Below are 25,361 nucleotides of genomic sequence, written 5' to 3' on the forward strand. Positions count from 1 at the left end.
GCCAACCCACTTCCCATGCGGCGCCATCGTTCAACGCTCTTCAGGAACCACGAGAACAAGTTGCCGGACAATTTTACCTCAGCGGCTTGCACCGCGCTCGTTGCCGAAGACGAATGGCTCGTTCGTATGGATATCGTCTCGGCACTCGAAACCGCGGGCTTTGTCGTCGTGGAAGCCGAGTCGGCCGAGCAGGCCCTGCTCCTGATGGCGGAAGTCCAGCCGCAGGTGCTGGTAACCGATATCCGTCTCGCAGGAGCGCTCGATGGCTGGTCGTTGGCCGAAGATTACCGGCGGGACCACCCCGCCGGCGGCGTTGTCTATGCCTCGGCCAATGTGCCGCTCGCCGACCGGCAGGTCGAGGGAAGCATTTTCTTTTCGAAGCCCGTTCTCATGAGCGCGCTCGTCGAGGCATGCCTCGGCCTGTGCGGCGATCAGGATGGGCGGCCGCACTGATCGCGGCTATGGAGCCGCAGGCTTGCTCACGCCATCGCGCTGTCCGGCCGTCGCCCGCCTTGCACCGGCATGCGCGCGCCGTGCGAAGTCGCTCGTCAAGCTGCCCCCGACCCGGGCTGGGAGGATGGCGGCGCCTTCGCATCGCCGGGCGGTGTGCCGTGGAGTTTCCAGAGGTTGGCCTCGGTCTTGCTCATCCTGACGAGCAGCCGGTCGCCATCCCAGAGCTCGACCTCGCTGCTTCTGCGTTCGTTGAGCGCAGCCTGAAACGCCTGATAGGGATCGTCGGCCCGGAATTCGATGCGGCGCGGGTCCGCTTCGCTGCCTTCCAAGAGAACGAGATGATAAAGGCGCACCGTAGCTCCTTCCCGCCGTGAGCGAGCGCGACCCTGCTCCCGGCACGAAATATTGGCACACCGTACGCAGAAATCTGTAGGTGGCAATTTGCCGAAACCAAAGGATGCGGACCATATTGGCTCCGCTGTCGCGTCTCTCTATCAGATTTGGGCGGTGCTAGCGGAAAATTCATGTTGATCGAGATCAACCGGCTCGCCTCTGCGGCGCCGTGGAGGTCCGACCCCAGGGCCGCGATCTTTCGGCGATGCCTTCCGGAAATCCCGGCACATTCAAGGCCATCGGCGCGCCGCGCGCGCGAGCTGCCATCGTGAAGAATGAGTGTGCGGCGGCGGTAGCGCGCAAGATAGAGGGCAGCCGTCAATCCCGCGGGTCCCGCGCCGATGACGCGCGCGTTACCCTCGGTTTCGCCTGCCGGTGCGCGGCCCGCGGCATGCCCCCCCATCCCGGCCGCGCCCTTCATCCCTGCTGCGGCCTGATATCGAAGGATGCGATGCGACCGTCGTCCGAGAGCGCCGCCGCCAGCGCGTCGGCGCGCGCCTCGCCGTACCCCGAGGCGATCGCCGTAAAGCCGGGAGCCCCGCCGGAGCGGCGCTGCTCGACGGTGATCGCGTTCAGCCCGTGTTCGGCGAGCAGGCCCCTGACCTCGCCCGAACCAATGCGCGTCCCCGCCCGATAATCGAGCGTGACATGGGCGATGCGCCGCTGCGGCGCGTTGCGATCGGTCCAAGTGACCGCCGCGAGCACGAGGAAAGTCGCGATGCCGCCAAAGACCGCCAGCTCGTAGAAACCCACGCCGAATAAAATGCCGAGCGTTGCGGTCATCCAGAGCGAGGCCGCCGTGGTGAGCCCCCGGACGTTGAGCCCTTCGCGAAAGATCACCCCGCCGCAAAGGAACCCGATGCCGGTGAGCACGCCATGCGCCATGCGCACCGGATCGATGCGCACGACGTCGGTCGGGGTATCGGTGAGCCATTCCATCTGGTGGACGGCGGAGAGCATCAGCAGGCAGCAGGACAGCGCAACGAGGATATGGGTGCGCAGGCCCGCGGGGCTTGCGCGATATTCGCGCTCTCCGCCGATGATCGCGCCGGCGAGTACCGCGCCCGCGATCGGCCAGAGGAGATCGGGGTCGAGCAGGTCGAGTTCAGACACCGCGCATCAATCCCGGGACCAGCGGCGGAAGTTCGCGTGCAAGATAGCCGAGCGGCCCCATGGTTTCGGAGAGGCGCCGGCCCGCCTCGCCGTGCAGCCAGATGCCCCACGCCGAGGCCTGCAAAGGCGAGAGGCCCTGCGCGCCGAGCCCGGCGATCAGCCCCGCCAATATGTCGCCCGACCCGCTCGCCGCGAGTCCGAGCCCGCCGCCGGCATAGGCAAGGCAGCGCCCCTCGGCGATAAGATGGCTCGTCGCGCCTTTCACCATGACCGCGGCGCCGAAGCGCTCGGCGGCCGCGTCCAGCGCGGCGAGCGGGTCACCGGCCACGATCTCCTTGTCGATGCCCAGCATCGCGGCGAGTTCGCCCTCGTGCGGCGTGAGTACTGTGCGCGCGGCGCGCGCGCGGATCGCATGTCGATGCTCGTCGGCGGCGCGCAACGCGAGCGCGTCGAGCAGCACGAATATGTCTTCAGGCATTGACGACAGCAGGGCTCCCAGAAGCGTCCGCACACTCTCGGCATCGCTCATTGCGGGCCCGAAGACGATGGCGTCATGGAGCGCCATTTCAGCGAGCAGCAGTTCGGCCGCCTCGGCCGCGATCTCGCCCGCCTCGGTCTCGGGCAGCGCCACCACGGCACAAGAGGGACAAGCAATGCCGATCGGGATCGCCGCCGACGCGATCGTTCCGATCGTCACCTTGCCCGCCCCGGCGCGGAAGGCGGCCTCGGCGGTGAGCAGCATACCCCCGGGGACGCGGCGCCCGCCGCCGATCACGAGCACCCGGCCGCGGCCATTCTTGTCGACATTGTCGCGATGGTCGGGGAGCGGGTTCGCCTTCAGCCAGGCGGTGTCGAGCGGGATCGCCTCAGCCACGCGCGGCCACCATCGCATCGGGCTCGCGGGTGACCGGGACGTCATTCTCGATCGGCGCGGTGACATTGTAACGCGAGAGGACGAGATTGCCGTCGCGGCCCGCGCCCGGGTCGAACCGGTATTCGGTGATTGCGCAATTGGCGACGTCGCCCTCGCGGTCGATGGCAAGGATCTCCTTCTCGCCAAGATTCTCGATGATGGTGCGCAGGCACAGAACGACGACCTGGTGCGCGACGATCATCACCCGCCGCCCGCCATAATGAAGCGAGACGGTATCGAGCAGCGAGCGCAGCCGCAGGATGACGTCGCACCAGCTCTCGCCGCCGGGCGGGCGGTGATAGAATTTGCCGAGCGCGAGACGAAACTCGGCCTGCTCGGGATGAGCATCCTCGATCCCGAGCCGGGTGAGGCCGTCGAGGATGCCGAACTCCTTCTCGCGCAGCCGCTCGTCGATGCAGATTTTCTCGTCCGGCGCGCAGCCGCCGGCGCCGCGGAAAATCTCGGCGGTCTGCACCGCGCGGACATAAGGCGAGGCGAGCATGATTTCGGGACGGCCATCCTCGTCACCCGCGGCGAACCAGGCGCCGAGCGTCCGGGCCTGCTCCTCGCCGAGCGGCGAAAGCGGGACGTCGACGTCGCGGTGGTCGAGCGCGATGCGAAGCTCTCCCGCCGCATCGGCGGCATCGCGCGCAACATTGCCGGCGCTCTGGCCGTGGCGTACCACCCAGAGGATCGAAGGCCAGCGCGGTGTCATCGAATAGTCTCGCTCGTCATCGAGACGCTAACGCCTCCGGCGCCGGACTCGTTGCCTTGCGCATTCCCCTCGCCGCCCCCGGCGATCGGCGCGCATGTTGGACAGCTGGCACCGCCCGATCGCCCGCTCCAGTTCGGCCCGGCCCAGGTGTCTCCTGCCGTTCGGCGCCAGCCCCGCCCGGGGGCACGTGCCGACCGCTGAGCCGATGCCGCGGGAAAGGGCCGCCGGAACCACGAGCCACGCCGAGCGATTGTGTGGCTTTGCCAGCTGCGCGCCGGCAGCGGCTTCCAGAGGAGATCATCATGAAGAAACTCGTCGCCTTCGATCTTGACGGCACCCTCGCCGAGAGCAAGCAGCCGCTGGACCCCGATATGGGCGCCGCGCTCGCAAGGCTGCTCGGCGTGGCCGACGTGGCGGTGATCTCGGGAGGCGACTGGCCGCAATTCGACAAGCAGGTCGCGAGCCGCCTTCCTCCCGAAGCCGATCGCGCAAGGCTCTGGCTGATGCCGACGACGGGAACGAAGCTTTACGTTCACCGCGCGGAGGGCTGGAAGCCGCTTTACGCCGAGCTCTTCGGCGAGGAGGAGAAAGCGCGCATTCTCGCGGCCTTCGATGCGTCGCTCGAGGCGACAGGGTTCGTGCCGGAGGAGGTATGGGGCGAGCGGATCGAGGACCGCGGCAGCCAGATCACCTTTTCGGCGCTCGGCCAGCAGGCCCCGATCGACGCCAAAGAGGTTTGGGATCCGGATTTCGCCAAGCGCCGCGTCATCCAGTCGGACCTGCGCACCCGGCTTCCCGGCCTCTCGATCAACATGGGCGGCGCGACCTCGATCGACATCACGCGCGAGGGTGTCGACAAGGGCTATGGGCTGAAGAAGCTCAGCGCCGCGAGCGGCATCGCGCTCGGCGAGATGATCTTCATCGGCGATGCGATCTTCCCCGGCGGCAACGACTATCCGGCGAAGCTGCTGGGGCTCGACACGGTGCGCGTGCGCGATCCACAGGAGACGATCGCGGTGATCGAGGGCATCGTCGCCTGCCTCGCGTGACCGGACGCCGGAGGACCGGCAAAAAGCCCGGCCCGTCGCGCAACCTTCGGCACGGCCGTCCGCCCGCTCTGCTTCCCCCGCCCGGGCGGCACGCCGAGCCGAAGGTGAAACGAGGAGCCGATCGCCAAAAGCGTATAACCTCGATCAATCGGCGGCGTCGCGGCGCAACAAGCGCGGTACGCGCGGGGTTTCCGAAATGGTCCGATCGGGGCCGGAAGGAAAGGATGCGTCATGGCACAAAATGACAAGAAAGACGGCAAGCAGCAGGGCAGTTCGTCCGGCAAAAGCGGCCAGCAGCAGCAGGACGGCAGCAAGAGCCAATCGGGCTCGGGCAAGCAGTCCGGCGGCAAGGATCAGGGCAAGCAAAGCCGCTGAGGCGCGCCCCCTCCCGCGTGAAAGGCCGGGCCGCGCCAGTCGCGGTTCGGTCTTACGCGCGGATCGGGGGCGATGCGTAAACATCATCGCCGGAGGGTGACCCGGACAAGATCTAGGAGTGTCGAGATGAAGATTTGGATGGCAGCCGCGGCGATCGCCGCGCTCGTCGCCGGATGCGGCGGCCCCGACAGCAACGAGGCCGACCGCACGGCCGCCCCGGCGGACACGGCAATGTCGGCGCCCGTACCAGCGGCGCCCGCCGCGGCGCCCGCTGCGAGCACCGCCGATTATATCGCCAAGGCAGGAGCCGGCGATCTCTGGGAAATCGAATCCTCGAAGGCACTGCTCGCCAAATCGAAGGATGCGAAGGTGCGAGCCTTTGCCGAGATGATGATCGATCATCATGGCAAGTCGACGGCGAAAGTGAAGGCCGCGGCGACTGCCGCCGACGCCGAGGTGCCGGCGCCGAAGCTCGATGCCGACCAGGAGAAGATGCTGGCAGACATCAAGGGCGCCGATGTGGCGGCGATCGACAAAATCTATCTCGCTCACCAGAAAGCCGCGCATGATGCCGCGCTCGCGCTGCACCAGGGTTATGCGGCCGGGGGCGAAGCGGCGGCGCTCAAGCAGGCCGCGGCCGAGATCGTTCCCGTCGTCGAGGCGCACCGCGCCGAGCTCGGCAGGCTCGCACCCTGACGAACAATGGGCTTGTAAATTCCGGACGACCGGGCGGGATCTTGCACCCGGTCGTCCTTTTACGCATCACTGCCCATATTTTGCCTATCCCCGACCCTATGAGGACCAAGCATGACCGAACGGATCAACCCCCGCAGCGGCGCCGCTTTCAAGCTCGCGAAGGGCGCGACGTTGTGCGTCATCGACCCCGAGGGCGGCCAGGTAAGCGATCTTCTCGCGTTCAGCAGCGCCGACCCAGGCGAAGTCATCTCCAACGGGCGCACTTTCGATTATGAAGAGACGATCCGCCTCACCATCGGAAACCGCCTCTGGTCGAACCGCTCGAATCCGCTGCTTGAGATCGTCGACGACAGCTGCGGCGTTCATGACTTCCTGCTGACGCCGTGCAGCGAAGCGACCTTCCGCCATTTCTACGCCGACAAGCCCGTTCATCGCGGCTGCTTCGGCAATTTGGTCGAGGCGCTCGCACCCTATGGCATTAATGCCGACACCATCCCGGTCGCGTTCAACCTGTTCATGAATGTGCCGGTCGACGGCGAAGGCAAAATCCGCGTTCTCCCGCCGACGACAAAGGCCGGCGACCTTATCCGCCTACGCGCGCTCACCGACCTTATCATCGGTCTGACGGCCTGCTCGGCGTACGACAGCTGCGGCGGCAGCTTCAAGCCGATCGATTACCGGATCGAATGAGAAGCCAGAGAGGCTGCGAAGCGCGGCGCAACCGCACTCGCGGCCTGGCTCATTTCCGGTAAATTGCCTAGCGGCTGCCCCCGACCGGTGCGTCCGCGCCCTTGCCGGGCGCCGGCGTATCGGGCTCGGCGGCCCGTCCGCCCCCGCCCTGCGGGTCGCTGTCATAGTCCTCGGCATTGCCCTTGCCGCCCGCGCCGGCGCCGCTGCCGCTCACCGGACCGCTGCCGGTGCTGCGGCGATGGCCGCGGTTGGCGGCACCCGAGACGTCGCCCGCCTGCCGCTCGGCGGCAGGGTAGCGATCGGGGGTGGTCGTCCCGACATTTTCGCGCCGCTCGACGGGCTCCTGCGGGAGCGAGCCGGCGCCGGCGGCCGCGCCGCCCTTGCTTTCTTTCGTATCGGTCATGATCATTTCCTCTTCATGGTTGGGGGCCGGACAGGCCCGTCAGCCTTTCTTCCCCGACCCCGGTTCGGCGAGCTTGCGATGTATCTGGGCGGTGGTTGCCTCGCCGAGCACGCCCGAGGCGAGGACCTGCGCCTTGTTCTTGAGGCCGTGGACGACGGCATGCTCACCCACGAGCAGCGCGTCCCAGCCCGTCTTCGCGACATCGGCGGGATCGTCCTTGGCCGACTGGCCGACCTTGGTGTCGAGCATGCCCGCGCGTTCGAAAAAAGGCGTGTCGGTCGCGCCGGGTTCTGACGATGGCGAGTTTGCGATCAGGCATGTGCCATCTCCTGCCGGCCCTCGATTGCGCCCTTCTTCAATCCCGGTTTGAGCACGATCTTGGTGTAGAGGTTCTGCTCGTCGTGCCAGTGCCGGTACATGTCGGCGGCATCCTCGAGCGGAGCGTGGTGCGAGATCAGCGAAACCATATCGAACTTGCCGTCGCGGACCATGTCGAGCAGCTCGCCGGTATAGCGCTGGACATGCGTCTGCCCGCTCTTCACGGTCAGCCCCTTCTCCATGAGCTGGCCGAGCGGGAATTTGTCGGCGAAGCCGCCATAGACTCCGGGGATCGAGAGGCGCCCGCCCTTGCGGCAAGCGAGGATCGCCTGGCGCAGCGCATGGATACGTTCGCTCGCTGAGAGCATCTTCACCTTCACCTGGTCCAGGATATTGTCGGCGGTAAAGCCGTGGCTTTCCATGCCGACGCAGTCGATGCACGCGTCGGGCCCGATGCCGCCGGTCATCTCATCGAGCGCCTCGCGGACATCGACCTGTGTATAATCCAGAATCTCGGCGCCATATTTGCGCGCGAGCGCAAGCCGCGTCGGGAAATGGTCGATCGCGATGACGCGCCCGGCGCCCAGCAGCAGCGCCGACTGGATGGTGAACAGGCCGACCGGACCGCAGCCCCATACCGCAACCGTATCGCCCGGCTCGATGTCGGCATTGACCGCCGCCTGCCAGCCGGTCGGCAAGATATCGGAGAGAAAGAGGACATCGTCGTCGGCGAGATCGTCCGGGATCACGACCGGCCCCACATCCGAATAAGGCACGCGCACATATTCGGCCTGCCCGCCGGCATATCCCCCCGTCAAATGGGCATAGCCGAAGGCGGCCCCCATCGCATGCCCCATCAGCAGTTCGGAGGCATCGCGCGTCTCGGCGGGATTGGCATTGTCGCAGGCGCTAAACTGCTGCTTCTCGCAGAAAAAACATTGGCCGCAGCTGATCGTAAAGGGCACGACCACGCGCTGTCCGCGCTTCAGCGTCGAGGACGCGCCCGTTTCGACCACTTCGCCCATGAATTCATGCCCGACGATATCTCCCGCGCGCATGCCCGGGATATAGCCGTCATAAAGATGGAGGTCCGATCCGCAGATGGCGGTCGATGTGACGCGGAGGATCGCGTCGCGCGGATTGACGATCTCAGGGTCGGGCACGGTCTCGACGCTGATCTTGTGGCGTCCCTGCCAGGTAACGGCGCGCATGGCTCTCTCCTTCGGCTGCTTTTCAGGTCAGAAATGGGGCTCGGTCGCGGCTTCTGACGGACGCGCCGAAGGCGAGGCGTTGCTCGTGACCTCGCCGGTTTCCATCAGCTGCTTGAAGCGATGAAGATCGCGGCGCGCCTGCACCTCGGGCTCGCGCTGCAGCAGCTTCGCCGCCAGCCGCCCGGCCTTGCCCGCAGGCGGGTCATAAGCGAGGATGAGGCTCACATAGGTACCGCGCCCCGCGGGCGCGTCGACGAAGCGCACCTCGCCGCTGTTCGCGATGTCCGAGGCGGGCATGCTCTGCCAATTGATCGACGCGTTTTCCTCGCGCTCGGAAATGCGGTTGACGAGTGTCACGTCGCGCCCGGCCGGGCCCTTGATCGTCCACCGCGATACGTCGCCGCCGAGGTCCTCGACCGCGACGACATTCTCCATGAACTCCGGGAATCGTTCGGGCGTCCAGGCCGCGTAGAGCTCGGCGCGGGGCCGGTTGACGAGGACCGACTTTCCGAACAGCGCGCGCGCCGACGGCTTCCCGAGCGTCCAGTGCGGCGCATCGGTGGCTATCGGCGCATCGTCCGGCGCCCTCGCCTGCCGGCGGCGCTGCCAGAGCGCCGCGCCGGTGGCGAGCGCCGCGATGCCGGCGCCCGCGGCGGCAAGAAGCAGGGGGTCGGACAAAGGCTTTGTGCGTCGGGACATGGTTCATCTCCCGCCCGGGCACGGCCCGGACGTCTTCAGGGGTGCGGCGGCTGCGCCGACGCCAACTGGGGAAGAGCGCCCCCGCAGGGACGACAATCCACTGACGCCCGTTCCCCGCGATTGTTCCGGCCCGCGCCGATTAAATCTCCAAACCTCGCGCGAGCGCCGCCGAGCGTCCTTGGCGGCCATTCAGCCAACGGCCTGAGACGCGCACCGCATACAGCGGCAGGTGGACAATCGCGACGATGTTCATTGAGCCGCGACATGCGCCACGTCCTTTCCCGGTCTTCCGCCTTCCCTCCCCGGCGGGACCTCCGATCCCCGTCCGCGTGGCGGGCACGCGGGCCACGCCGCGCTGCCGAGCGTGTCGCGCTTCGCAAACTCCGCCTCGCTCATGAGGAGCACAAGCCCGTCGGCATGGCACTCGAGCAGCGAGGCCGGCATCGCGCGCAAAGTCTCGTCGACCCCGCCCAGACCGCCCGATGCTACGACGACGTAGCTGAGGCGGCCGCTCTCGCACTCGATCATCGCATCGACCGTCTTGCCGATCTCCTCGCCGCGAATGTCGCTGCCCGGCAAACCCGCGAGCGCGCTCGCGGCGAACAGCGAGGGTGCCGCGGCCTCGCGGCTTCGTTCGGCGGCACGCCGCGCGCCATCCTCATATCCGCGCTGGCGGCCGAGCCAGCGCCAGATGCCGACGATATTGACGAGGGTCAGGAACAGATTGGTGGCGAGCAGGTTGGTCTGTCCGGAGGCAAATCCCACCGCCGACCAGGCGAGCGAGCCCAAGGTGAAAACGACGAAGCCCCAGCCGGTGACGCGCGCGCCAAGGTTGGCGGCGGTCATCATCGCGGCGATCATCGTCGCGGCGGGTGCAATCAGTCCGGCGGCTTCTTCCACGGACGGCGTCTCCCTCGCGGTACGCTGCGCCGGTCGGCGCGGCTGCCAGCAAAACCCGCCGCCGCGGCGCAGCGTTCCCGGGCCGCCTCCCAAAGCAACATCGATCAATGCGATTTCGACCGCCGGCGCGGGAAGGCGAAGCGCCCTGGGCAGGGGCGCAGCGTCACCGTCGCGCAAAAAAAGCGCGACCGGCCGCCCCCGGGGCAACGCACCTAGCCTTGTTTGCCGGCGAGCTGTTCTTCGGCGACCGCGGCGGCCTCGATGAGGCTCTGGCCGGTGCCGCGTGCGGCGGCGGCGGTCATCGTCGCTGCGATGCCGTCGGGTCCGTCGAGCATCACGACGCCACGCTCGGCGGTCGCAACGCCGGGTTCGGTTTCGGGGCGCGGCGGGGTAGGCAGGTCAGTTTTCATCGTCGAGGCCTCTGGTCATGGGGCGTGGAAGATTCAGGATCGTCGATATAGAGGTAGGAAGGATCGAACTGCGCGCGCCGCGCGAGCCTCGCCGGATCGAGGATCTCGACCTTGCCGTTGCGGAACGTACAAAGCCCCTCTTCGCGAAGGTGGCGCACGACCCGGTTAACATGGACCGTGGTGAGACCGCAGATCTCGGCGACGTCGGCCTGCGTCAAACCGAGAATGAACTGGCGCCCGTCGCTGAGGCCCGCCGACTGGAGCCTTGCATTGGTCTCGCAGAAGAAATGCGCGACGCGCCCGATCGCGTCGAGCCGGCCGAGCCGGAAGAGCCAGGCGCGGTGGATCGCGGCGTCGAGCAGCGTCGCGAACCAGAGCTTGCGCGTAAGTTCGGGCATTTCTTCGGTAATGGCGTCGAGCGCGACATGCGGGACGATCGCGATCGTCACCTGGGTCATTGTCCCGACGTCGTGATCGAGCCGCTTGAGCGGATAGGCATGGAGGTCGACGAAGTCGCCCGGAAGATGGATGGCCACGAGCTGGCGAAGGCCGTTCCGGTCGTCGAGATAGCGCGACATGATGCCCTCGACCAGCAAGGTGCTCTGGTCGAGCCAATCGCCGGCGCGCGCGATGATCTTGCGCGCGTCGACGGTTTTCGTTTCGCTGATGGAAGCTTCGAGGCGCGCACGCTCGCCGGCTTCGAGGCTTACCCCGCGACGGTCTCTCAAGAAGCGATCGGTTAACATGACTGACGTTCCCTGTGCGTCCGAAATGCGTGGGCGGACCTGCCCAACTGCGATCGTCCGAAAGCCCCGCAAGCGCCCTTTAGGGAAGCGGAATCGTGATGATCGAGGTTAACTGCAAGCCCGGTGCAGCAACTTTCAAATCACGAACTCGTTCCATTTGCGGGCTCGGAGGGCGTCGACGCGCAAGGCGGCGCTCTCTCCGGCCGACGCGCCGGTCACGCAATAGTGCCGAGTCAGCGCCGCTCTTTGCTGCCGCCGGGATCGAAGACCAGCTCGACGAGGCCTTCATCCCGCTGGCCAAGCCCGGCGATGTCGCCACTTTCCCGGAGCGAAACCGGGTCCGAAGGCCCCGCGGTAACGCGATGCAAGAAGGAGAAGCTGTGACGGGTTTCAAGGTCGATCGGCTCGTCTTCGGTCCCGATGACGTCGATTTATCCCGCTCGCCGCTCGCGGGGCAACTCGGGCGCGAGACCTATGTGCTCGGCGCGTTCAACCCCGGGCTGTTGCGGCTGGCGAATGGCAATCTGCTGATGATGGTGCGGATCGCCGAAGCGCTCCGCCATCCCGTCGAGAACGGTCATGTCCATTCGATCCGGTGGGAAGCGGGCCGCTACAAGGTCGATGCGTGGCCGCTCGAACTTTGCGATACATCAGACCCCAGAAAATTCATGGTGCGCGGCGGCAGCTGGCGCGTCATGGCCCTGACCTCGCTATCCTGGCTGCTTCCCGTCGAGCTGTCTCCCGACGGGCTCGATGTCGTCGCCGTCCATTATGACAAGGCGGTCGCGCCGGGCGCGGACTTCCAATGCTATGGCGTCGAGGACGCCCGCATCAGCCGCGTCGGGCAGCGCTGGCTGATGACGAGCTGTTCGGTAAGCCCCGAGCGGCACTCGACAACGCTTTACAGCTCGTCGAACGGCCTCGATTGGACATTCGAGGGCATCGTCCTCGATCATCAGAACAAGGACATGCTGATTTTCGAAGGACTTATCGGTGGCCGCTACTGGGCGCAGACACGCCCGCTCGGCGATCTTTATTTCGCCTATCCGCCGGGGTCCGAATGGCGCTCCGGGCCGTCGATCAACCTCGCCACCTCGCCCGACGCGCTGCACTGGAAGCCTCATGAGGCGCCCGGCATCCGCCCGCATGCGGATACGGTCGCCACCGCGCGGATCGGCGGCGGAACCCCGCCGATCCACACCGACGCTGGCTGGCTCACGCTCTGGCACGGTGTCGAGCCAAAGGAGATCGTCGGAATTTACCGCACCTATTGGTCGCTGCTCGACAGCAACGACCCCTCGCGCGTGCTTCGCACCGATCACCGGCCGCTGCTCGAGGCCCGTCCCGACCTGACACGCCCGCTCGAGGACAAGCTCTATATCCGCGACGTCGTCTTCACGACCGGCATCGCCGATGCCGGCGACCATTATATCGTCGCTTCGGGCGAAGCCGATCTTGCCTGCCGTATCACCCATATCCCAAAGGCGCGGTTCGCCAACTGACTGCTGCTGAACGTGCGCACCCGCGCCTTCAACGCTGGCGGGGCGGCGCCGGATTGTCGCCGGAATCAGCCCGCGCATCTTGCCGTTTTCGAGATGCCGGACCGTACCGACACCGGGCAGGACAAAATCCACCCAACAATTGTTAATCGGTCCGCAGCGGCGGGCAACTTTGCGTGCGCAGCCCCGTTGCCAATACAGCATCCCGGCATCTTTCAAAAACGAGGTAACAGGATATGGCACGGACAATATCGGCGGATCGCCGGTCCTCTGGCTTCGGCAAGCTCCTCGGCGTGGGCGTCCTCGGGGGGCTGTTCTGGCTCACGCGCAAAGGGTCGTCAGCGGCCGCGAAGGACGATGGCCATTCGGCGGCGTTCGCCGACGGGGAGACGCATCCCGAGAATTTCGACCAGACCCGCTCGGCGGGCCCGGACGGCATGCGCGACGAGGTGCGCCGCGATTGGGACCGCGTCGACCAGGCGGCCGACGAATCCTTCCCGAGCAGCGATCCCCCGGCGTATTGAGGCGATGCCGATGGACGCTCTTCTTTCCGGCCAGGCGCTCCCCGAAGGCGACGCTGCCGCGCCGCGGCGGCGCAAGCCGACAATCATGCTTCAATATGACGACGACGCCATCGGCATCGGCAAGCGCCTGCTCTTCGAGGCGGAGACACCGGCGGCCGCGCTCGAGATCGCCGCGGGCGAAGCGGCGGGGCGCCACGCAAGCCTTTTCGTCGACGGCGAACCGCTCTGTAGCCTGCTCAAGACCGGTGACGAACATCCCTACTGGATCGTCGCGGGGCCGGCCGGTGCCGCGACCGCCGCTCTTCAAAATTCGGAAGAAAATCATGATTGATGAGGCCGACGCCCATACCGAAGCTCCCGATATCAAGGGGCGCCGTGCGATCGTTACAGGCGGCACGACGGGCATCGGGCGGGCGATCGCCGTCCTGCTCGCAAGCTATGGGGTCAAGGTCTTCATCTGCGGTCGGACCTCCGAGCATCTCGGCGATGCGCTGCAGCGCATTCGCGAAGTCGGCGAAGGCGACGGGATCAATGTCGATCTGTCGGTGGCAGCCGATGTCGATCGCTTCTTCGAGCGTGCGCGAGCCTATCTCGGTGAGATCGATATCGCGGTGATCAACGCCGCTGTTCCGGCCGAAGCGCTCGCCGACGCAGGCGAGAGCGAGGCCCGCTATCAGCTCGAGACCGATTTCACCGCCTATCTGATCTGCGCGCAGGAAGCGGCGCGCTGCATGTCGGCGGGAAGCGATATCATCGTGATCGGGTCGATGACCGCGGTCTCGCGCGGGCCGGGGAGTTCGATCTATGTCGCCGCGAAGAGCGGAATCCAGGGTTTCGTCCAGTCGTTCCGCAAGGAACTCGCCGAGCAGGATATCAAGGTGGGCCTCATCGAGCCGGGGTTCACCGGTGCCGACTTCCAATATCCCGAGTTTCCGCCCGAGAAGCAGAAGGAACTGATCGGCAAGCACCAGATGCTTCGCGCGGAGGATATCGCGGTCGCCGCGCATTTCATGCTCGTTCAGCCGCGGCGCACCGCGGTGTCGCTCATCCGCGTGGAGACGCGGCTCGACCATCCCTGATCGCCTGAAGGAAAAAGCCGATGCCCTTTAACATCTTCGCCAACCGCCGCCGCTCCTTCGATAACCCCGCGCTTTTGTTCGGCGCCGCGGCGGCAGGCTTCGCCGCCGGTCTGTTCGCCAATTTCGGACGCAAGGCCGCAGTGCAAAGCCTCACTGCGCTCAAGGGGGAATGGGACGAAGGCCTAAAGTCAGAACATCGGCTGACGATGAAGATCTTCGACGCGATTGAGCAGACGGAGGAGCAGGACATCGCCCGGCGCAAGACGCTGCTCGTCCAGCTCCAGCACGCGCTCGCCAAACATGCCGTCGAAGAGGAGAATGTCGTCTATCCCGCGATGCGCGACCATGGCCAGATCGAAGATGCCGACAAGCTCGTTCATGATCATGGCTATGTGAAGCAATATCTGTTCGATCTTTCCGAGATGGAGCCCGACGACCCGGCGTGGATCGCCAAGGTCCGCACCTTTCGCGCCGACATCGAGGCGCATGTGCGCGAGGAAGAGGAGATTTTATTCCCCCGACTCAAGGCAGCGCTTGGCGACGAGGGCAATGCGCATATAACGTCGGCTATGAACAAGGCTGGATTTACAGCCGCCTGAGCGCCATAGGCGAGCGTGAGGCTCGCCGGATCGCCATGTGTCGAGGTGCAGTGACGAAGGTGCGAGGGCCGGAACAAAACCCCAGGCAGACCCCCGAGTTGCCGAGAGTGGGAGAAGTTGGATGCCCCGTTATTTTTTCCACAGCAGCAGCGGCCAGCGCGAGCTGGACGATGAAGGCGTCGAACTGCGCGATACCGATGCCGCTCGCGTCGAGGCCGCTCGCTATGCCGGCCATCTCCTCGGCGACAATCCGGAACTGATCAACGACGTCGACACGCTGCGCGTCGAGGTAACCGACGAGGACGGTTGCCTGTGCTGCGCGGTTCTCGTTGCAACGGTCGACGCCCGCCGCAAGATCGAGCGGCCGTCGCCGCAAGTCTGAAGCGGAGGGGGTCGCAGGGAAACTGGCGCGCAGGCTCAGCTCATGCTGGCGAGAAGGCGCGCGATCGGCGTCGTCGCGAAACCGATGGCACTGTCCGAAATTCCGTAGGGAATGAACAGATCGTCGCCGGCGCGCATCGCGCCGCAGGTGTAGACGACATTGGGCACATAGCCCTCGCGGTCGCTCTCGGCCGCCGAGAGGATCGGACATTCGGTGCGCGCCAGCAGCTTTGTCGGATCGTCGCGATCGAGGAGCGCCGCGCCCAGGCTATATTTGCGCATCGCGCCAACCCCGTGGGTCAGCAGGATCCAGCCTTCGTCGCACTCGATCGGGCTGCCGCAATTGCCCATCTGGACGAGCTCCCAGGCATAGGTCGGGCGCATCAATATCTGGCCCTCGTCGTCCCATTCGGTGAGGCTATCCGACGCGATGATCGTAATATTCTTGCCGTCCTGACGCGCGATCATCCGATATCGTCCGCCGACCTTGCGAGGGAATAAGGCCATCCCCTTGTGGCGCGCGGCGCGCCCCCGAAGCGGTTCGAGCGAAAAGCGCGAGAAATCGGTGGTTCGTAGCAATTCCGAGCCGATCGCCTGTCCCGAATAAGCGGTATAGGTGCCGATATATTCTCTGCGACCGTCGTCATGGATAAAGGGTACGAGCCGCATATCCTCGATACCGCCGCGCTGCGCCTCGGTCATCGGGAACAGGACGCTGTTCGAGATGGCGCTATCCGGCTGGCGGTGGACGGTGACTCTGTCGGCCGCCCCCAGCTGATGCCGGTTGTCCGCGACTGCGGCCATGGCGGGGCCCGACTGCGGCCAGAGCGTGAAGTCCCCGTCCTCGCCGATGATTCCCTCGCGGAAGGCAACCGAGCTGATATGCCCCTCGCCGACGGCGCGCATCGACATGATGAAGCGCTGCTGGTCGGGGGCCAGGCCGCTCTGGTCGGGGTGCGGCACGACGCTCGGGTTCATGAGCGCGGCCGCGGCATAGCTGTATTCGTGACAGAAATAGGCGCCGATCAGCCGCCGTTTGACAGGCGACACCGCCGCGGGATCGAGTTCGAGATCCTCGGCGACCTCGGCAAAGCGCTCGTCGAAGATGCGGCCGATCTGCCAGTGACGCTCGGAGAAATCCTTCCACACGAGATCAAGCTGCGCCTCGGCCTCTTCCTCGCCCATCGCCAGGATATCACCCGCGAGCTGCGCCGCGCGCGAAGGCTCGGCGACGTTTGATTGCCAGGCGAGATGGAAGGGGCGCAGCACGACCCGTGCAGGGTCGGCTGTGAGCTTCTCATGAAGGATATTGAGCGGCGTATGGTTCGGATTGCAGATCAACATCGTTGGCGCCGGTATCCTTTGCTGTCCCCCGCGCCCAGAATGTATCGGCCATCGCCCGGTGTGCAAGATGAAATGCCAGCACGGACTCGGCACCGACATTCGAATTGACCCCGTGGCGGGTCAGCCCATCGCAGCAGCGCCCTGTCGCCGAGCTAGCGATTACCGCGCCGCGGTCGTTCGCGCCGAGGAACCAGCCATAGGCGCGCTCGGCGCGGTCGTGCCAGCGCAGCTTGCCGCTGAGACGGTAAGCGGTGGCGCAGGCGTCGATCGTCGCCCAGGCTTCGAGCGGCTGCTGATCGAAAGGAAAAAGTTCGCCGGCGGCGCCGAAGCCTTCGCATCCCATCGGGCGGAAATGCCCCGCCTCGCTCGTCTGGATGTCGCAAAGCCAGTCGAGCGCCGCAATCCCCGCTTCCTCGATCGGAACCGAGGCGAGGCGGCGGCCCGCGCGCATCAGCGCCTCGGCGAGCCGCGCATTGTCATAAGCCAGCATCGGCTCGAACCAGTCCCAGCTGGTGCGGCGGGCACTCTTCCACAAGGCGTGGAGCAGCGCTCCACCGCGCTCGACGATCGCAAGCGCGGCTGCATTCCCGGAATATCGCGCGAGAAGCTCGTCCGCGCCGAGCAGGGCGAAGGCGATGGCCCGCGGGCTCTTGAGTTCGGCGGCGAGCGCCGCCGTCTGCGAAAACAGTCCGGCGCACCAGTCCGCATGCGCCCGGGAGCGCCCATGCGCTGCGCCGTGGCCGAGCGCCCAGAGCGTACGGCCATTGCTGTCTTCGGACCCTTCCTCCTCGAGCCAGCGCCGGTCGTAGGACATGAAGTTGCGAAAAACACCGCGATCGGCGTTCCAGCCATGCCGCAGGAATGCCGCGTAACGCGCGAAAAGCAGGCCATATTCCTCGTCGCCGATCGACGGACTCGCGTTGACGAGCATCAGCGCGCGCGCATTGTCGTCGATACAATAGCCATGGTTCCGGTCGGGAACGAGGCCCGCGCCATGCTGGAGGATGCCGACATCGTCGGAGAGCGCGCGGATCGCCCCAAAGGCGGGAAACATGCGTCGTGGTTCACGGTGGCCGGGGACGGTGGCCACTTCCTCAACCAGGGCGGCGAAGCTTCGGGCGATTTCGGGCCAGGCGGTGCGCCGCCCGCGGGCATAGGCGCGCGCCTGCAGGGCACGGCGTTCGTCGGGGTGCGCGAGCAGCAACAATGCAGCCTCGGAAATAGCCTCGCTTTCCGCGGCGGGCAGCAGGATGCCGACCTCGTCCGCCAGAAGCTCGCGGGCATGGACAAACGGCGTCGCGACAACGGCGCGGCCAAGTGCGACCGCATAGGCGAGCGTCCCCGACGTGATTTGCGCGAGGTTTGGATAGGGCGCGAGGTAAATGTCGCAAAGCTCGATCTGCTCGAGCAGGTCGGGAAGGTCGAGAAACCGGTTTTCCCATGCGATATTGTCTGCAACGCCAAGCTCTTCGGCGAGCGCGACAAGGCTGTTGCGGTACGCCTCGCCTTCGGCGGTGACGAGGTTGGGATGCGTCGCGCCGACGATACGATAGAGGATATCGGGATATTGCGCCGCGATCGCGGGCAGCGCGCGGATCGCGGCTTCGAGACCCTTGCCCGGGCCGATCAGGCCGAAGGTCGACATGATGGGCCGGTCGCCAAGCCCGAGGCTCGCGCGGAGCAGCGAACGCTCGACGAACGGACGGTCGGGCGTGCCATGTTCGATCAGTTCGATGCGCTCGGGTTTCGCGCCATAGACGCCGACCAGCGTATCGCGGCCGAAGGCGCTCATCACGACCAGCTTCGCCGCTTTCGCCACAAGATGCTCCATCACGCGGCGCTGGTCCGGACCGGGTTCGGCGAGGATGGTGTGAAAGGTCACGATGAGCGGCGCGGCGATGCGGTCGACGAGCCCAAGGATCATGTCGCCGGCGGGTCCGCCGAAAATGCCGAATTCATGCTGGAGCCACACCGCATCGGCTCCGCTCGCGTTAATCGCCTCCGCAGCGGCGCGATAGGCGTTGCTGTCGCCCTCGTCGATACCGGCGACCGCCGCCGGATCGCTCGCGTCATTGCCGCGCAGGCGCATCGCGTAAATGTCGATCGCGAGATCGGGGCGGGTCGCGCGCAGATGATCATACACATCGGCGGTGAAGGTTGCGATGCCGCACTGGCGCGGGCGGAAGCAGCCGATCAGCGCGAGACGGCGCGCCCGCGCGGTGATGCCCGAGGCCGGGCCGAAAGAACTGCCATGTTCGTCGTTGAATGCCGTGAGGAAGCTGGTCTCGCCGTCGAATTTCATTTGTCCTGCCTTCTGTCCGGTCCCCCTGATGAAGATCGGGCGCGCATCTCCCGCCAGCCCGCTCTTCCCGCGGCAAGCCGGTGGAGCGGAACCCGGGCACGCCCGGTCGGGCACGAGATGCGTCGTCACCTGCACCTCAACGCCCGCTCGCCGCAGCAGTTGCGCGGCGGCTCCGAACAATCGGCATGATCCAGATCAAGTCGGGCAACCGGCCGGCTGACGCTCGCGTTGGCGCTGCAAGACCGAACCAAGGACCCCCATGCCCCGCTCGCCCCTCCCCTCTCCCGGCCGCGCCCTCCACTACCCGTCCTCCCTTGTTCCGGCCGTCGCGCTTTCGGGAAAGACACCGCTTTGACCAGGGCGCCGCTGCGGGTCGTCGAGCGCTCGGTCTATTCGGGTCCGAACCTCTACGGACGTCGCCCGATGATCCGGATCCGCGTCGATCTTGGCGATCTCGACGATTATCCGACCGGCCGCCTTCCCGGCTTCGCCGACGCGTTGCACGCGCTGCTGCCAGGGCTCGCGGCCCATGGCTGCAGCTATGGCGAGGCCGGCGGCTTTGTACGGCGAATGGCCGAGGGCACGTGGCTCGGACATGTGATCGAGCATGCCGCGATCGAATTGCAGGCACGGGCTGGAGCGGCGGTCACCCGCGGCAAGACACGCATGGTGCGCGGCCTGCCCGGCCATTACGACATCCTCTATTGCTACGCCGACGCGGCGAGCGGTCTCGCCGCCGGCCGCGCGGCGATCGAGCTCGTCGACGCGCTGCTCCCGCCGGACCTCCGAGGCGCCACGGGGCTCGACCGCGTCGCGCCGCCGCTCGCCGGCGAGGCGACGGAGATCGCCGTACGCGTCGACGCGCTGCAGACGCTTGTGCGCCGCAACGGGCTCGGCCCCAGCACCGCGGCGCTCGTCGCCGAGGCCCGGCGCCGCCACATTCCGGTCTTTCGGCTCGACAAGGCGAGCTTGATCCAGCTCGGCACGGGCTCCCGCCAGCGCCGTATCCGCGCGAGCGTGACGGGCGCGACATCGCTTGTCGCGGCCGACCTCGCGGCGAACAAGCAGGCGGCGAAGGATCTCATGGACAGCATCGGCATTCCGGTTCCCCGCGGGCAGACCGTAACCGGGCTCGATGAGGCGATGCGGGCGGGGAAGAAAATCGGCTGGCCGCTCGTGGTGAAGCCGCTCGACGGCAACCAGGGCCGCGGCGTGACGACGGGCATTGTCGACGACACGTCGCTCGCGGCAGCCTTCGAGCGGGCGAAGCGCATATCGCGCCAGATAATTGTCGAAGCCCAGGTTCAGGGCGCCGACCACCGCATCCTGGTTGTCGATGGGAGGGTGGTGGCGGTCGCCGAGCGTATCGCCGCGCATGTCACCGGCGACGGCCACCGGAGCATCGCGGCGCTGATCGAGCGCGTAAACGCGGATCCGCGCCGCGGTTTCGGCCACGAAGCGGTTCTCACCCGCATCCGCATCGATGCCGCGCTTGAAGCCTTTCTTGCGGACAGCGGCCGCACGATTGACAGCGTTCCGGCGCCCGGCGAGACGGTCATGCTGCGCGGCGCCGCCAATCTCTCGACGGGGGGAAGCGCGATCGACCGTACCGACAGCATCCATCCCGACAATGCGGCGATCGCGGTCGACGCGGCGGCGGCGATCGGCCTCGACGTCGCCGGCATCGACTTCATCACGCCCGACATCACAAAAAGCGTACACGAGACGGGCGGCGGCATTGTCGAGGTGAATGCGGCGCCGGGTCTTCGCATGCACCTCGCGCCTTCGGAAGGGACGCCGCGCGACGTGGCGCGCCCGATCATCGCCTCGCTTTTCCCCAAGGGCCGCAAGAGCCGGATTCCTGTCTTCGCGGTCACCGGCACCAACGGCAAGACCACCACGGTTCGCATGCTTGCGCGCATTCTCGAACATCACGGCCTCACCACCGGCTTCACCTGCACCTCGGGCGTCTATGTCGGGGAAACCCGCTGCGCCACCGGCGACGCAAGCGGCCCCAAAAGCGCGGGCATGCTGCTGCGCCATCCCAGAGTTGAGGCAGCCGTCCTCGAGACGGCACGCGGCGGCATGCTGCGCGAAGGAGTCGCCTTCGACGCCTGCGACGTGGGCGCCGTCCTCAACGTCACCGCCGACCATCTCGGCCTCAAGGGCGTCGAAACGCTGGAAGACCTAGCCCGCGTGAAAGCTATCGTCGCGCGCAACGTCAAGAAGAGCGGCGCCTGCGTTCTCAACGCCGCCGACCCGCTCACCACAGGCATGGCGCGCCGCGCTCGCGGCAGGATCATCTGGTTCACCGGCGGCGCGGCAGCGGACACCGTGGCACCGATCGACGCGCATCGGGACGGCGGCGGGATGGCGGTCAGCTGTGAACGCGGAACGCTGATGCTCCACCGGGAGGGCGAGATCATGCCGATCATCCCTGTTGCGGCCATACCCGCGACGTTGGACGGCAGAGCCCGGTTCAATGTCGAGAACGCCGCCGCCGCGGCCGCGATGGCCGCCGCCTATGGCATCGCTCCCGGCACGATCGCCGCCGGCCTCGCCTCCTTTCGCCCAAGTTTCGAAGATTCGCCGGGGCGTCTCAGCCTCACCGAGGCGCATGGGGTGCGGATCGTCCTCGACTATGCCCACAACCGCGCGGCGCTCTCCGCGCTCGCCGACTTGCTTGCCGCGATGCGCGGCGACAGCGACGCGCGGGTGATCGGCATGATCGGCATTCCGGGCGACCGCCGCGACTGCGATCTCGTCGATATCGGCGCCCTCTCGGGCCGGATGTTCGACGTCCTGATGCTGCGCGAGAATGTCGACCTGCGCGGGCGCCCGCCCGGCGAAGCCAATGCGTTGATGCGCCAGGGCGCGCTCGCAGCAGGCCTCGATGCAGCCGCGATAGGCCTCCACGACGGCGAATATGACGCCGCATCGGCGTCCCTCGCCGCCGCGCGCCCCGGCGACATCGTCGTGCTCACCCCGACCGACGTCGATGGAATATGGAGGCTCGTCGAAGCCTGGGCGGCAGGCCCCGCTCCGGTGGAGGCCCGCGTGCGGCAGGCGGCGCATGGCTGACGGGCGCTGGGCGATCGCCGTCCATGGCGGAGCGTGCCGGATCCCTTCGGCGTTGCAGGCGCCGCGCCGCGAAGGATGCGCGGCGGCGGCGGAAGCGGGCAGGATGATATTGGAGCGCGGCGGCAGCGCGCTCGAGGCGGTCAAGACCGCGGTCTGCCTGCTCGAGGACGATCCCGCGTTCAACGCGGGCCGGGGATCGGTCGCGAATGCCGACGGCGAGGTCGAGATGGACGCCGGCATCATGGACGGTGCGACGCTCGATGTAGGCGCGGTCGCCTGCGTGCGCTTTCTCTACAATCCCGTCGAGACGGCGCATGCCATGCTGCGCGAGCCGCCCGTCCTGCTCGTGGGCGCCGGGGCCGAGGCGTTCGCAAGTTCGCGCGGGATCGCCGAAGCCCGCGAGCCTGTGCGACCGGCCACGCCCTGCGGAAGCGATCATGATACCGTCGGCTGCGTTGCCCGCGACCGCGAGGGCCACGTCGCCGCGGCGACCTCGACCGGGGGGCTGGCGGGCACGCTCGCCGGCCGCGTCGGCGACGCGCCCCTTCCCGGTTGCGGCTTTTACGCCGAGGACGGCATCGGCGCGGTGTCTCTTTCGGGCGACGGCGAGGCGATCGCGCGAATGCTGCTCGCCGCGCGCGTGATGCGCGCGCTCGAAACGACGGGCGCCAAGGCGGCGGCCGCGGCGATCTTTGACCCTATGGCGCGTCTCGGAGCCGAGGCGGGGGTCATTCTCCTCGACCGCGAAGGCGCGATCGGCATCGCGCACAACAGTCCGCAATTCGCGGCCGCCTATGTTCGCGAGGGCATGGACCCCGTTTCCGCCATAGTCTGGGAGCAAGACGATGTCCGCTAGACCGGGCCCCCTGTTCGTTATCGGCGGCCACGAAGACAAGGAAGGCGGCCGCAAGATACTCGGCGCGATTGCGGCAGAGCTCGGCGAAGGCACGCTCGTCGTCGCGACGATCGCCAGCGCCAAGCGCGACGGTTATTTCGAGGCCTATTGCAAGGGCTTTGCCCCGCTCGGAGTGGGGCGGCTCGTCGAGCTGTATCTCGATGATCGGGACCAAGCCGGAGATCCAGCGCGCGCCAGGATGATCGACCAGGCCGGCGGCATTTTCTTCACCGGCGGCGACCAGTCGCGCCTCATGACCCTCATCAAGGATACGCCGATCGATACGGCTGTCCGCGCACTCCACGAACGCGGCGGGCTTGTTGCGGGAACGTCGGCGGGCGCCTCGGCGCAGGGAGAAACGATGCTCGTAGGCGGCGGCGGCGAAGAGACGCCGCGCATCGGCGATATCAAACTCGCGCCGGGGCTCGGCCTGATCCCGGATAGCATCATCGACCAGCATTTTGCCGAGCGCGGGCGCATCGGTCGCCTTGTCGGCGCGGTCGCTCATTGTCCCCGCTGTCTCGGAATCGGCATCGACGAGGACACCGCGCTCCGGATCGAGGCCGGCACCGCCCGGGTAATCGGAAGCGGCGGCGTCACGATCGTCGATGCGTCGCGGGCAATTCATTCGAATGCGGCCGGAGCCACGCCAGCCGCTACGGTGTCGCTTCACGGCGCGACGCTTCACGCGCTCGGAGAAGGGGACCGGTTCGACCTTACGGCCCGCATCCCAGGGGCTGATTAGGAATCGGAGCGCCGATCAGGCGCCAGTGCTTCGACCCGAGAAGGGGCAACGCCATTCGGGACCAACGGCGCGGCCCGAATATTGTCGCGCTTCCGACACGTCACCATGACGGGCGAGCATCGGGTTTGCGCTGCCCGCAAGCGCGACGTCGCGCGCGATGATCTTGCTTCGCATCGTCTCGTAGACGTTCGCTTCGCGCAGCTTTTCGAACTGGTCATGGAGATTGAATACCAGCGCCGGGCGCTCGAACCGCCGCGCGGGACGGCTCGCGCGCGGATGAAGGCCGACGACGAAAAATGCTTCGCCCCCGAAACTCAGCGAGAAATGGGGATCATCGGGACGGTGGCTCACGCGCGGATCGGGCGGCTGCCCTGCCCAATCATCCTTCCGGCTCAGAGATTCGAGCCGGTCCCAGAGGCAGGCCTCGAACCCCGCCTCGTCGAGCCCGCCGTCTTCCTCGAAGATCACGACGAGCGAGTGGAACAGGCTAGGCTCGCGGGCATAGCTCCACGCAAGATCGAGAAGATTGGGATAGATGCGCAGATCGTCCCAAGCCGAGCGCATGTCTCGGCCCACCACAAAGCGTATCTGGTCGCGTGCCAGCGCCGACTTCGCCCCGACGCACGGAAATTCCGCGTCCCGGATGAAGGCCTGAAAACGTTGTGCGAGTGGGTGGGAACTGTTGTCGGTTGGCGGTAGCATGCTGCTGAAACCGACTTGCGCTGTCACAGTTGCAGCCGATTAACCTGGGTTGGATCGATTTTCGCCGCGATCCCCCATAACCCCGCCGCTGCCCCCAACCCCGGCTCGCCACGGTCGGCCCGCCGACGATGGCATTCCCGTCCGGTCAGGCGTCGGCCCCGGCCCGCTCCGCCGACCGAGGCCATGGAGCCTCCTCAGCCAGAGGCAGGAGCCGCAGCGGTCGCCAGCATGTCGATGATCGCATCGCAAAAGGCTGGAAGATCGTCGGGACAGCGGCTGGTGACGATATTGCCATCGACGACGACTTCCTCGTCCACCACATCGGCGCCGGCGTTGGCGATGTCGGTGCGTATCGACTTGTAACTCGTCATCCGCCGCCCCTTCGCAAGGCCAGCCTCGATCAGCAGCCAAGGCGCGTGGCAGATGGCGGCGATCGGCTTGTCCGCGTCGGCAAAGGCCCGGATCAGCGCCACCGCCTTCTCCTCGACGCGCAGGAGGTCGGGATTGATCTGTCCACCCGGCAGCACCAGCGCATCATAGTCGTCAACGCGTACATCCGCGATCCGAAGGTCAACTTCGATCTCGTCGCCCCAGTCATCCCCGTCCCATCCGGTGATGTCGTCGGTCCCGATCGACGCGATGTCGACTTCGGCGCCGGCAGCCTGGAGCCGCTCGAGCGGCACGTCCAGCTCGGACTGTTCAAAGCCGTCCGTCGCCATGATGAGGATGCGCCGCGACGAGAGGATTTCGGATTTGGTCATGATGTTTTTCCTTTTCGTGTCTCCATCGGACCAATGCATGGCAAAGCCGGTTGTTGCGGCGGCCGGCTCGGCAGCCGGAATTACACGGACCGCAGTCAGGCTCGGCATGCGCCTGTTCTCCCACATTTTCTCCCACGGGAGAAATTGGCTACGGGTGAACTGGCGTGGACGCCCTTGGACGCGAATCAGGTCGCAAGCCTTGGGTTTACTTGCCTTTTCGACGGGAGTTCGCGCTGCGGATTTTGGAGTTTGGTGGACAGGGCTGGATTCGAACCAGCGTACGGAAACCCGGGCAGATTTACAGTCTGCTGCCTTTAACCACTCGGCCACCTGTCCATTGGGGCCCGCTTTGGGAAGCGGTCCAA

At 66.7% G+C, this 25,361-nt stretch carries 29 protein-coding genes and 1 tRNA gene; 14 read left to right on the plus strand and 16 right to left on the minus strand.

The annotated features are described in order from the left end of the window. Nucleotides 1-60 precede the first annotated feature (60 nt). A complete protein-coding gene (locus HDC35_RS05205) occupies nt 61-453 on the plus strand; it encodes a response regulator (RefSeq protein WP_184644400.1) in 393 nt (130 codons plus the stop codon). A 95-nt stretch (nt 454-548) separates the two neighbouring features. Here HDC35_RS05205 and HDC35_RS05210 read toward each other — a convergent pair whose 3' ends face one another. From HDC35_RS05210 to HDC35_RS05225, 4 genes are all read right to left on the minus strand, one after another. Continuing rightward, complete coding sequence (locus tag HDC35_RS05210; RefSeq protein ID WP_184644402.1) at nt 549-806, minus strand: hypothetical protein; 258 nt, start codon at nt 804-806, stop codon at nt 549-551. 457 nt (nt 807-1,263) lie between these two features. Then, nucleotides 1,264-1,959, minus strand: a complete 696-nt coding sequence (locus tag HDC35_RS05215; RefSeq protein WP_184644404.1) for an MgtC/SapB family protein — start codon at nt 1,957-1,959, stop codon at nt 1,264-1,266. Continuing rightward, on the minus strand, nt 1,952-2,833 hold the full coding sequence (locus HDC35_RS05220; protein WP_311770718.1) for an NAD(P)H-hydrate dehydratase: 882 nt from the start codon (nt 2,831-2,833) through the stop codon (nt 1,952-1,954). Before HDC35_RS05220 ends, HDC35_RS05215 begins: the two co-directional genes overlap by 8 nt. Next, on the minus strand, nt 2,826-3,587 hold the full coding sequence (locus HDC35_RS05225) for a histidine phosphatase family protein (RefSeq protein WP_184644408.1): 762 nt from the start codon (nt 3,585-3,587) through the stop codon (nt 2,826-2,828). The genes HDC35_RS05220 and HDC35_RS05225 overlap by 8 nt, the downstream gene beginning before the upstream one ends. A 302-nt stretch (nt 3,588-3,889) precedes the next feature. On the opposite strand from HDC35_RS05225, the gene HDC35_RS05230 reads away from it, so the two are divergent. From HDC35_RS05230 to HDC35_RS05245, 4 genes are all read left to right on the plus strand, one after another. Beyond that, complete coding sequence (locus HDC35_RS05230) at nt 3,890-4,636, plus strand: HAD-IIB family hydrolase (protein WP_184644410.1); 747 nt, start codon at nt 3,890-3,892, stop codon at nt 4,634-4,636. A 231-nt stretch (nt 4,637-4,867) separates the two neighbouring features. Then, the gene (locus HDC35_RS05235) at nt 4,868-5,011 is read left to right on the plus strand and encodes a hypothetical protein (RefSeq protein ID WP_184644412.1); all 144 of its coding nucleotides are present in this window, start codon (nt 4,868-4,870) and stop codon (nt 5,009-5,011) included. A gap of 126 nt (nt 5,012-5,137) precedes the next feature. Then, nucleotides 5,138-5,707 (plus strand): DUF4142 domain-containing protein, encoded by a 570-nt coding sequence (locus HDC35_RS05240; protein ID WP_260397542.1) that lies wholly within the window; start codon nt 5,138-5,140, stop codon nt 5,705-5,707. A gap of 111 nt (nt 5,708-5,818) precedes the next feature. Then, nucleotides 5,819-6,397 carry a DUF1989 domain-containing protein gene (locus HDC35_RS05245; RefSeq protein ID WP_184644414.1) on the plus strand — a complete coding sequence of 193 codons (579 nt, stop codon included), beginning with the start codon at nt 5,819-5,821 and terminating at the stop codon, nt 6,395-6,397. A 67-nt stretch (nt 6,398-6,464) separates the two neighbouring features. On the opposite strand, the gene HDC35_RS05250 is transcribed toward HDC35_RS05245, so the two are convergent. The 7 genes from HDC35_RS05250 to HDC35_RS05280 all read right to left on the minus strand — a co-directional run bounded on the left by HDC35_RS05250 (nt 6,465) and on the right by HDC35_RS05280 (nt 11,084). After that, nucleotides 6,465-6,800 carry a hypothetical protein gene (locus HDC35_RS05250; protein WP_184644416.1) on the minus strand — a complete coding sequence of 112 codons (336 nt, stop codon included), beginning with the start codon at nt 6,798-6,800 and terminating at the stop codon, nt 6,465-6,467. Between the two features lie 39 nt (nt 6,801-6,839). Continuing rightward, nucleotides 6,840-7,049, minus strand: a complete 210-nt coding sequence (locus HDC35_RS05255) for a hypothetical protein (RefSeq protein ID WP_184644419.1) — start codon at nt 7,047-7,049, stop codon at nt 6,840-6,842. 62 nt (nt 7,050-7,111) lie between these two features. After that, nucleotides 7,112-8,329 carry a zinc-dependent alcohol dehydrogenase gene (locus tag HDC35_RS05260; RefSeq protein ID WP_184644421.1) on the minus strand — a complete coding sequence of 406 codons (1,218 nt, stop codon included), beginning with the start codon at nt 8,327-8,329 and terminating at the stop codon, nt 7,112-7,114. 27 nt (nt 8,330-8,356) lie between these two features. After that, a complete protein-coding gene (locus HDC35_RS05265) occupies nt 8,357-9,028 on the minus strand; it encodes an SRPBCC family protein (protein ID WP_184644423.1) in 672 nt (223 codons plus the stop codon). A gap of 249 nt (nt 9,029-9,277) precedes the next feature. Next, nucleotides 9,278-9,928 (minus strand): PRC-barrel domain-containing protein, encoded by a 651-nt coding sequence (locus tag HDC35_RS05270; RefSeq protein ID WP_184644425.1) that lies wholly within the window; start codon nt 9,926-9,928, stop codon nt 9,278-9,280. A gap of 212 nt (nt 9,929-10,140) precedes the next feature. After that, nucleotides 10,141-10,338, minus strand: coding sequence for a hypothetical protein (locus tag HDC35_RS05275; protein ID WP_184644427.1), 198 nt, complete (start codon nt 10,336-10,338; stop codon nt 10,141-10,143). Further along, on the minus strand, nt 10,335-11,084 hold the full coding sequence (locus HDC35_RS05280) for a Crp/Fnr family transcriptional regulator (RefSeq protein WP_184644429.1): 750 nt from the start codon (nt 11,082-11,084) through the stop codon (nt 10,335-10,337). The genes HDC35_RS05275 and HDC35_RS05280 overlap by 4 nt, the downstream gene beginning before the upstream one ends. Before the next feature lie 380 nt (nt 11,085-11,464). On the opposite strand from HDC35_RS05280, the gene HDC35_RS05285 reads away from it, so the two are divergent. The 6 genes from HDC35_RS05285 (at nt 11,465) to HDC35_RS05310 (ending at nt 15,167) form a co-directional block, all read left to right on the plus strand. After that, nucleotides 11,465-12,586 (plus strand): glycosidase, encoded by a 1,122-nt coding sequence (locus tag HDC35_RS05285; protein ID WP_311770719.1) that lies wholly within the window; start codon nt 11,465-11,467, stop codon nt 12,584-12,586. A gap of 233 nt (nt 12,587-12,819) precedes the next feature. Further along, a complete protein-coding gene (locus tag HDC35_RS05290) occupies nt 12,820-13,107 on the plus strand; it encodes a hypothetical protein (RefSeq protein ID WP_184644433.1) in 288 nt (95 codons plus the stop codon). A gap of 10 nt (nt 13,108-13,117) precedes the next feature. Then, on the plus strand, nt 13,118-13,438 hold the full coding sequence (locus HDC35_RS05295) for a hypothetical protein (protein WP_184644435.1): 321 nt from the start codon (nt 13,118-13,120) through the stop codon (nt 13,436-13,438). Then, nucleotides 13,431-14,186, plus strand: coding sequence for an SDR family oxidoreductase (locus HDC35_RS05300; RefSeq protein WP_184644437.1), 756 nt, complete (start codon nt 13,431-13,433; stop codon nt 14,184-14,186). Before HDC35_RS05295 ends, HDC35_RS05300 begins: the two co-directional genes overlap by 8 nt. Nucleotides 14,187-14,206: 20 nt before the next feature. Further along, the gene (locus HDC35_RS05305) at nt 14,207-14,785 is read left to right on the plus strand and encodes a hemerythrin domain-containing protein (RefSeq protein WP_184644439.1); all 579 of its coding nucleotides are present in this window, start codon (nt 14,207-14,209) and stop codon (nt 14,783-14,785) included. A 121-nt stretch (nt 14,786-14,906) separates the two neighbouring features. After that, on the plus strand, nt 14,907-15,167 hold the full coding sequence (locus HDC35_RS05310; RefSeq protein ID WP_184644441.1) for a DUF6894 family protein: 261 nt from the start codon (nt 14,907-14,909) through the stop codon (nt 15,165-15,167). 35 nt (nt 15,168-15,202) lie between these two features. Here the strand turns inward: HDC35_RS05310 and HDC35_RS05315 are convergent, their stop codons facing one another. Continuing rightward, nucleotides 15,203-16,510 carry a glycoside hydrolase family 130 protein gene (locus HDC35_RS05315; RefSeq protein WP_184644443.1) on the minus strand — a complete coding sequence of 436 codons (1,308 nt, stop codon included), beginning with the start codon at nt 16,508-16,510 and terminating at the stop codon, nt 15,203-15,205. Beyond that, nucleotides 16,464-18,812, minus strand: a complete 2,349-nt coding sequence (locus tag HDC35_RS05320; protein ID WP_184644445.1) for a glycosyltransferase family 4 protein — start codon at nt 18,810-18,812, stop codon at nt 16,464-16,466. The genes HDC35_RS05315 and HDC35_RS05320 overlap by 47 nt, the downstream gene beginning before the upstream one ends. A 351-nt stretch (nt 18,813-19,163) precedes the next feature. Between HDC35_RS05320 and cphA the strand changes: the two genes are divergently transcribed. The 3 genes from cphA to HDC35_RS05335 are packed head-to-tail and all read left to right on the plus strand — an operon-like array spanning nt 19,164 to nt 23,533. Next, entirely contained in the window at nt 19,164-21,893 is a 2,730-nt protein-coding gene (gene cphA, locus HDC35_RS05325; protein WP_184644447.1) for a cyanophycin synthetase, read from the plus strand. Next, the gene (locus HDC35_RS05330) at nt 21,886-22,749 is read left to right on the plus strand and encodes an isoaspartyl peptidase/L-asparaginase family protein (protein ID WP_184644449.1); all 864 of its coding nucleotides are present in this window, start codon (nt 21,886-21,888) and stop codon (nt 22,747-22,749) included. The genes cphA and HDC35_RS05330 overlap by 8 nt, the downstream gene beginning before the upstream one ends. After that, the gene (locus HDC35_RS05335) at nt 22,739-23,533 is read left to right on the plus strand and encodes a cyanophycinase (protein ID WP_184644451.1); all 795 of its coding nucleotides are present in this window, start codon (nt 22,739-22,741) and stop codon (nt 23,531-23,533) included. Before HDC35_RS05330 ends, HDC35_RS05335 begins: the two co-directional genes overlap by 11 nt. A 15-nt stretch (nt 23,534-23,548) precedes the next feature. Here the strand turns inward: HDC35_RS05335 and gntA are convergent, their stop codons facing one another. The 3 genes from gntA to HDC35_RS05350 all read right to left on the minus strand — a co-directional run bounded on the left by gntA (nt 23,549) and on the right by HDC35_RS05350 (nt 25,332). Further along, complete coding sequence (gntA, locus tag HDC35_RS05340; protein ID WP_184645209.1) at nt 23,549-24,235, minus strand: guanitoxin biosynthesis heme-dependent pre-guanitoxin N-hydroxylase GntA; 687 nt, start codon at nt 24,233-24,235, stop codon at nt 23,549-23,551. 194 nt (nt 24,236-24,429) lie between these two features. Then, nucleotides 24,430-24,996: a type 1 glutamine amidotransferase domain-containing protein gene (locus tag HDC35_RS05345; RefSeq protein ID WP_184644452.1), complete on the minus strand. Its 567-nt coding sequence runs from the start codon at nt 24,994-24,996 to the stop codon at nt 24,430-24,432. Nucleotides 24,997-25,246: 250 nt separating this feature from the next. Next, a tRNA-Tyr gene (locus tag HDC35_RS05350) sits at nt 25,247-25,332 on the minus strand. Between the last annotated feature and the right edge of the window lie 29 nt (nt 25,333-25,361).

Source organism: Sphingopyxis sp. JAI128, from assembly GCF_014207235.1.
Taxonomy (GTDB): Bacteria; Pseudomonadota; Alphaproteobacteria; order Sphingomonadales; family Sphingomonadaceae; genus Sphingopyxis.

What these genes read in the sequence shown, in the direction of transcription:
- HDC35_RS05225 (WP_184644408.1), bottom strand. Translation starts at nt 3,587, where the DNA reads ATGACACCGCGCTGGCCTTCGATCCTCTGGGTGGTACGCCACGGCCAG.
- HDC35_RS05230 (WP_184644410.1), top strand. Translation starts at nt 3,890, where the DNA reads ATGAAGAAACTCGTCGCCTTCGATCTTGACGGCACCCTCGCCGAGAGC.
- HDC35_RS05235 (WP_184644412.1), top strand. Translation starts at nt 4,868, where the DNA reads ATGGCACAAAATGACAAGAAAGACGGCAAGCAGCAGGGCAGTTCGTCC.
- HDC35_RS05240 (WP_260397542.1), top strand. Translation starts at nt 5,138, where the DNA reads ATGAAGATTTGGATGGCAGCCGCGGCGATCGCCGCGCTCGTCGCCGGA.
- HDC35_RS05245 (WP_184644414.1), top strand. Translation starts at nt 5,819, where the DNA reads ATGACCGAACGGATCAACCCCCGCAGCGGCGCCGCTTTCAAGCTCGCG.
- HDC35_RS05250 (WP_184644416.1), bottom strand. Translation starts at nt 6,800, where the DNA reads ATGACCGATACGAAAGAAAGCAAGGGCGGCGCGGCCGCCGGCGCCGGC.
- HDC35_RS05255 (WP_184644419.1), bottom strand. Translation starts at nt 7,049, where the DNA reads ATGCTCGACACCAAGGTCGGCCAGTCGGCCAAGGACGATCCCGCCGAT.
- HDC35_RS05260 (WP_184644421.1), bottom strand. Translation starts at nt 8,329, where the DNA reads ATGCGCGCCGTTACCTGGCAGGGACGCCACAAGATCAGCGTCGAGACC.
- HDC35_RS05265 (WP_184644423.1), bottom strand. Translation starts at nt 9,028, where the DNA reads ATGTCCCGACGCACAAAGCCTTTGTCCGACCCCCTGCTTCTTGCCGCC.
- HDC35_RS05275 (WP_184644427.1), bottom strand. Translation starts at nt 10,338, where the DNA reads ATGAAAACTGACCTGCCTACCCCGCCGCGCCCCGAAACCGAACCCGGC.
- HDC35_RS05280 (WP_184644429.1), bottom strand. Translation starts at nt 11,084, where the DNA reads ATGTTAACCGATCGCTTCTTGAGAGACCGTCGCGGGGTAAGCCTCGAA.
- HDC35_RS05290 (WP_184644433.1), top strand. Translation starts at nt 12,820, where the DNA reads ATGGCACGGACAATATCGGCGGATCGCCGGTCCTCTGGCTTCGGCAAG.
- HDC35_RS05295 (WP_184644435.1), top strand. Translation starts at nt 13,118, where the DNA reads ATGGACGCTCTTCTTTCCGGCCAGGCGCTCCCCGAAGGCGACGCTGCC.
- HDC35_RS05300 (WP_184644437.1), top strand. Translation starts at nt 13,431, where the DNA reads ATGATTGATGAGGCCGACGCCCATACCGAAGCTCCCGATATCAAGGGG.
- HDC35_RS05305 (WP_184644439.1), top strand. Translation starts at nt 14,207, where the DNA reads ATGCCCTTTAACATCTTCGCCAACCGCCGCCGCTCCTTCGATAACCCC.
- HDC35_RS05310 (WP_184644441.1), top strand. Translation starts at nt 14,907, where the DNA reads ATGCCCCGTTATTTTTTCCACAGCAGCAGCGGCCAGCGCGAGCTGGAC.
- HDC35_RS05315 (WP_184644443.1), bottom strand. Translation starts at nt 16,510, where the DNA reads ATGTTGATCTGCAATCCGAACCATACGCCGCTCAATATCCTTCATGAG.
- HDC35_RS05320 (WP_184644445.1), bottom strand. Translation starts at nt 18,812, where the DNA reads ATGAAATTCGACGGCGAGACCAGCTTCCTCACGGCATTCAACGACGAA.
- HDC35_RS05330 (WP_184644449.1), top strand. Translation starts at nt 21,886, where the DNA reads ATGGCTGACGGGCGCTGGGCGATCGCCGTCCATGGCGGAGCGTGCCGG.
- HDC35_RS05335 (WP_184644451.1), top strand. Translation starts at nt 22,739, where the DNA reads ATGTCCGCTAGACCGGGCCCCCTGTTCGTTATCGGCGGCCACGAAGAC.
- gntA (WP_184645209.1), bottom strand. Translation starts at nt 24,235, where the DNA reads ATGCTACCGCCAACCGACAACAGTTCCCACCCACTCGCACAACGTTTT.
- HDC35_RS05345 (WP_184644452.1), bottom strand. Translation starts at nt 24,996, where the DNA reads ATGACCAAATCCGAAATCCTCTCGTCGCGGCGCATCCTCATCATGGCG.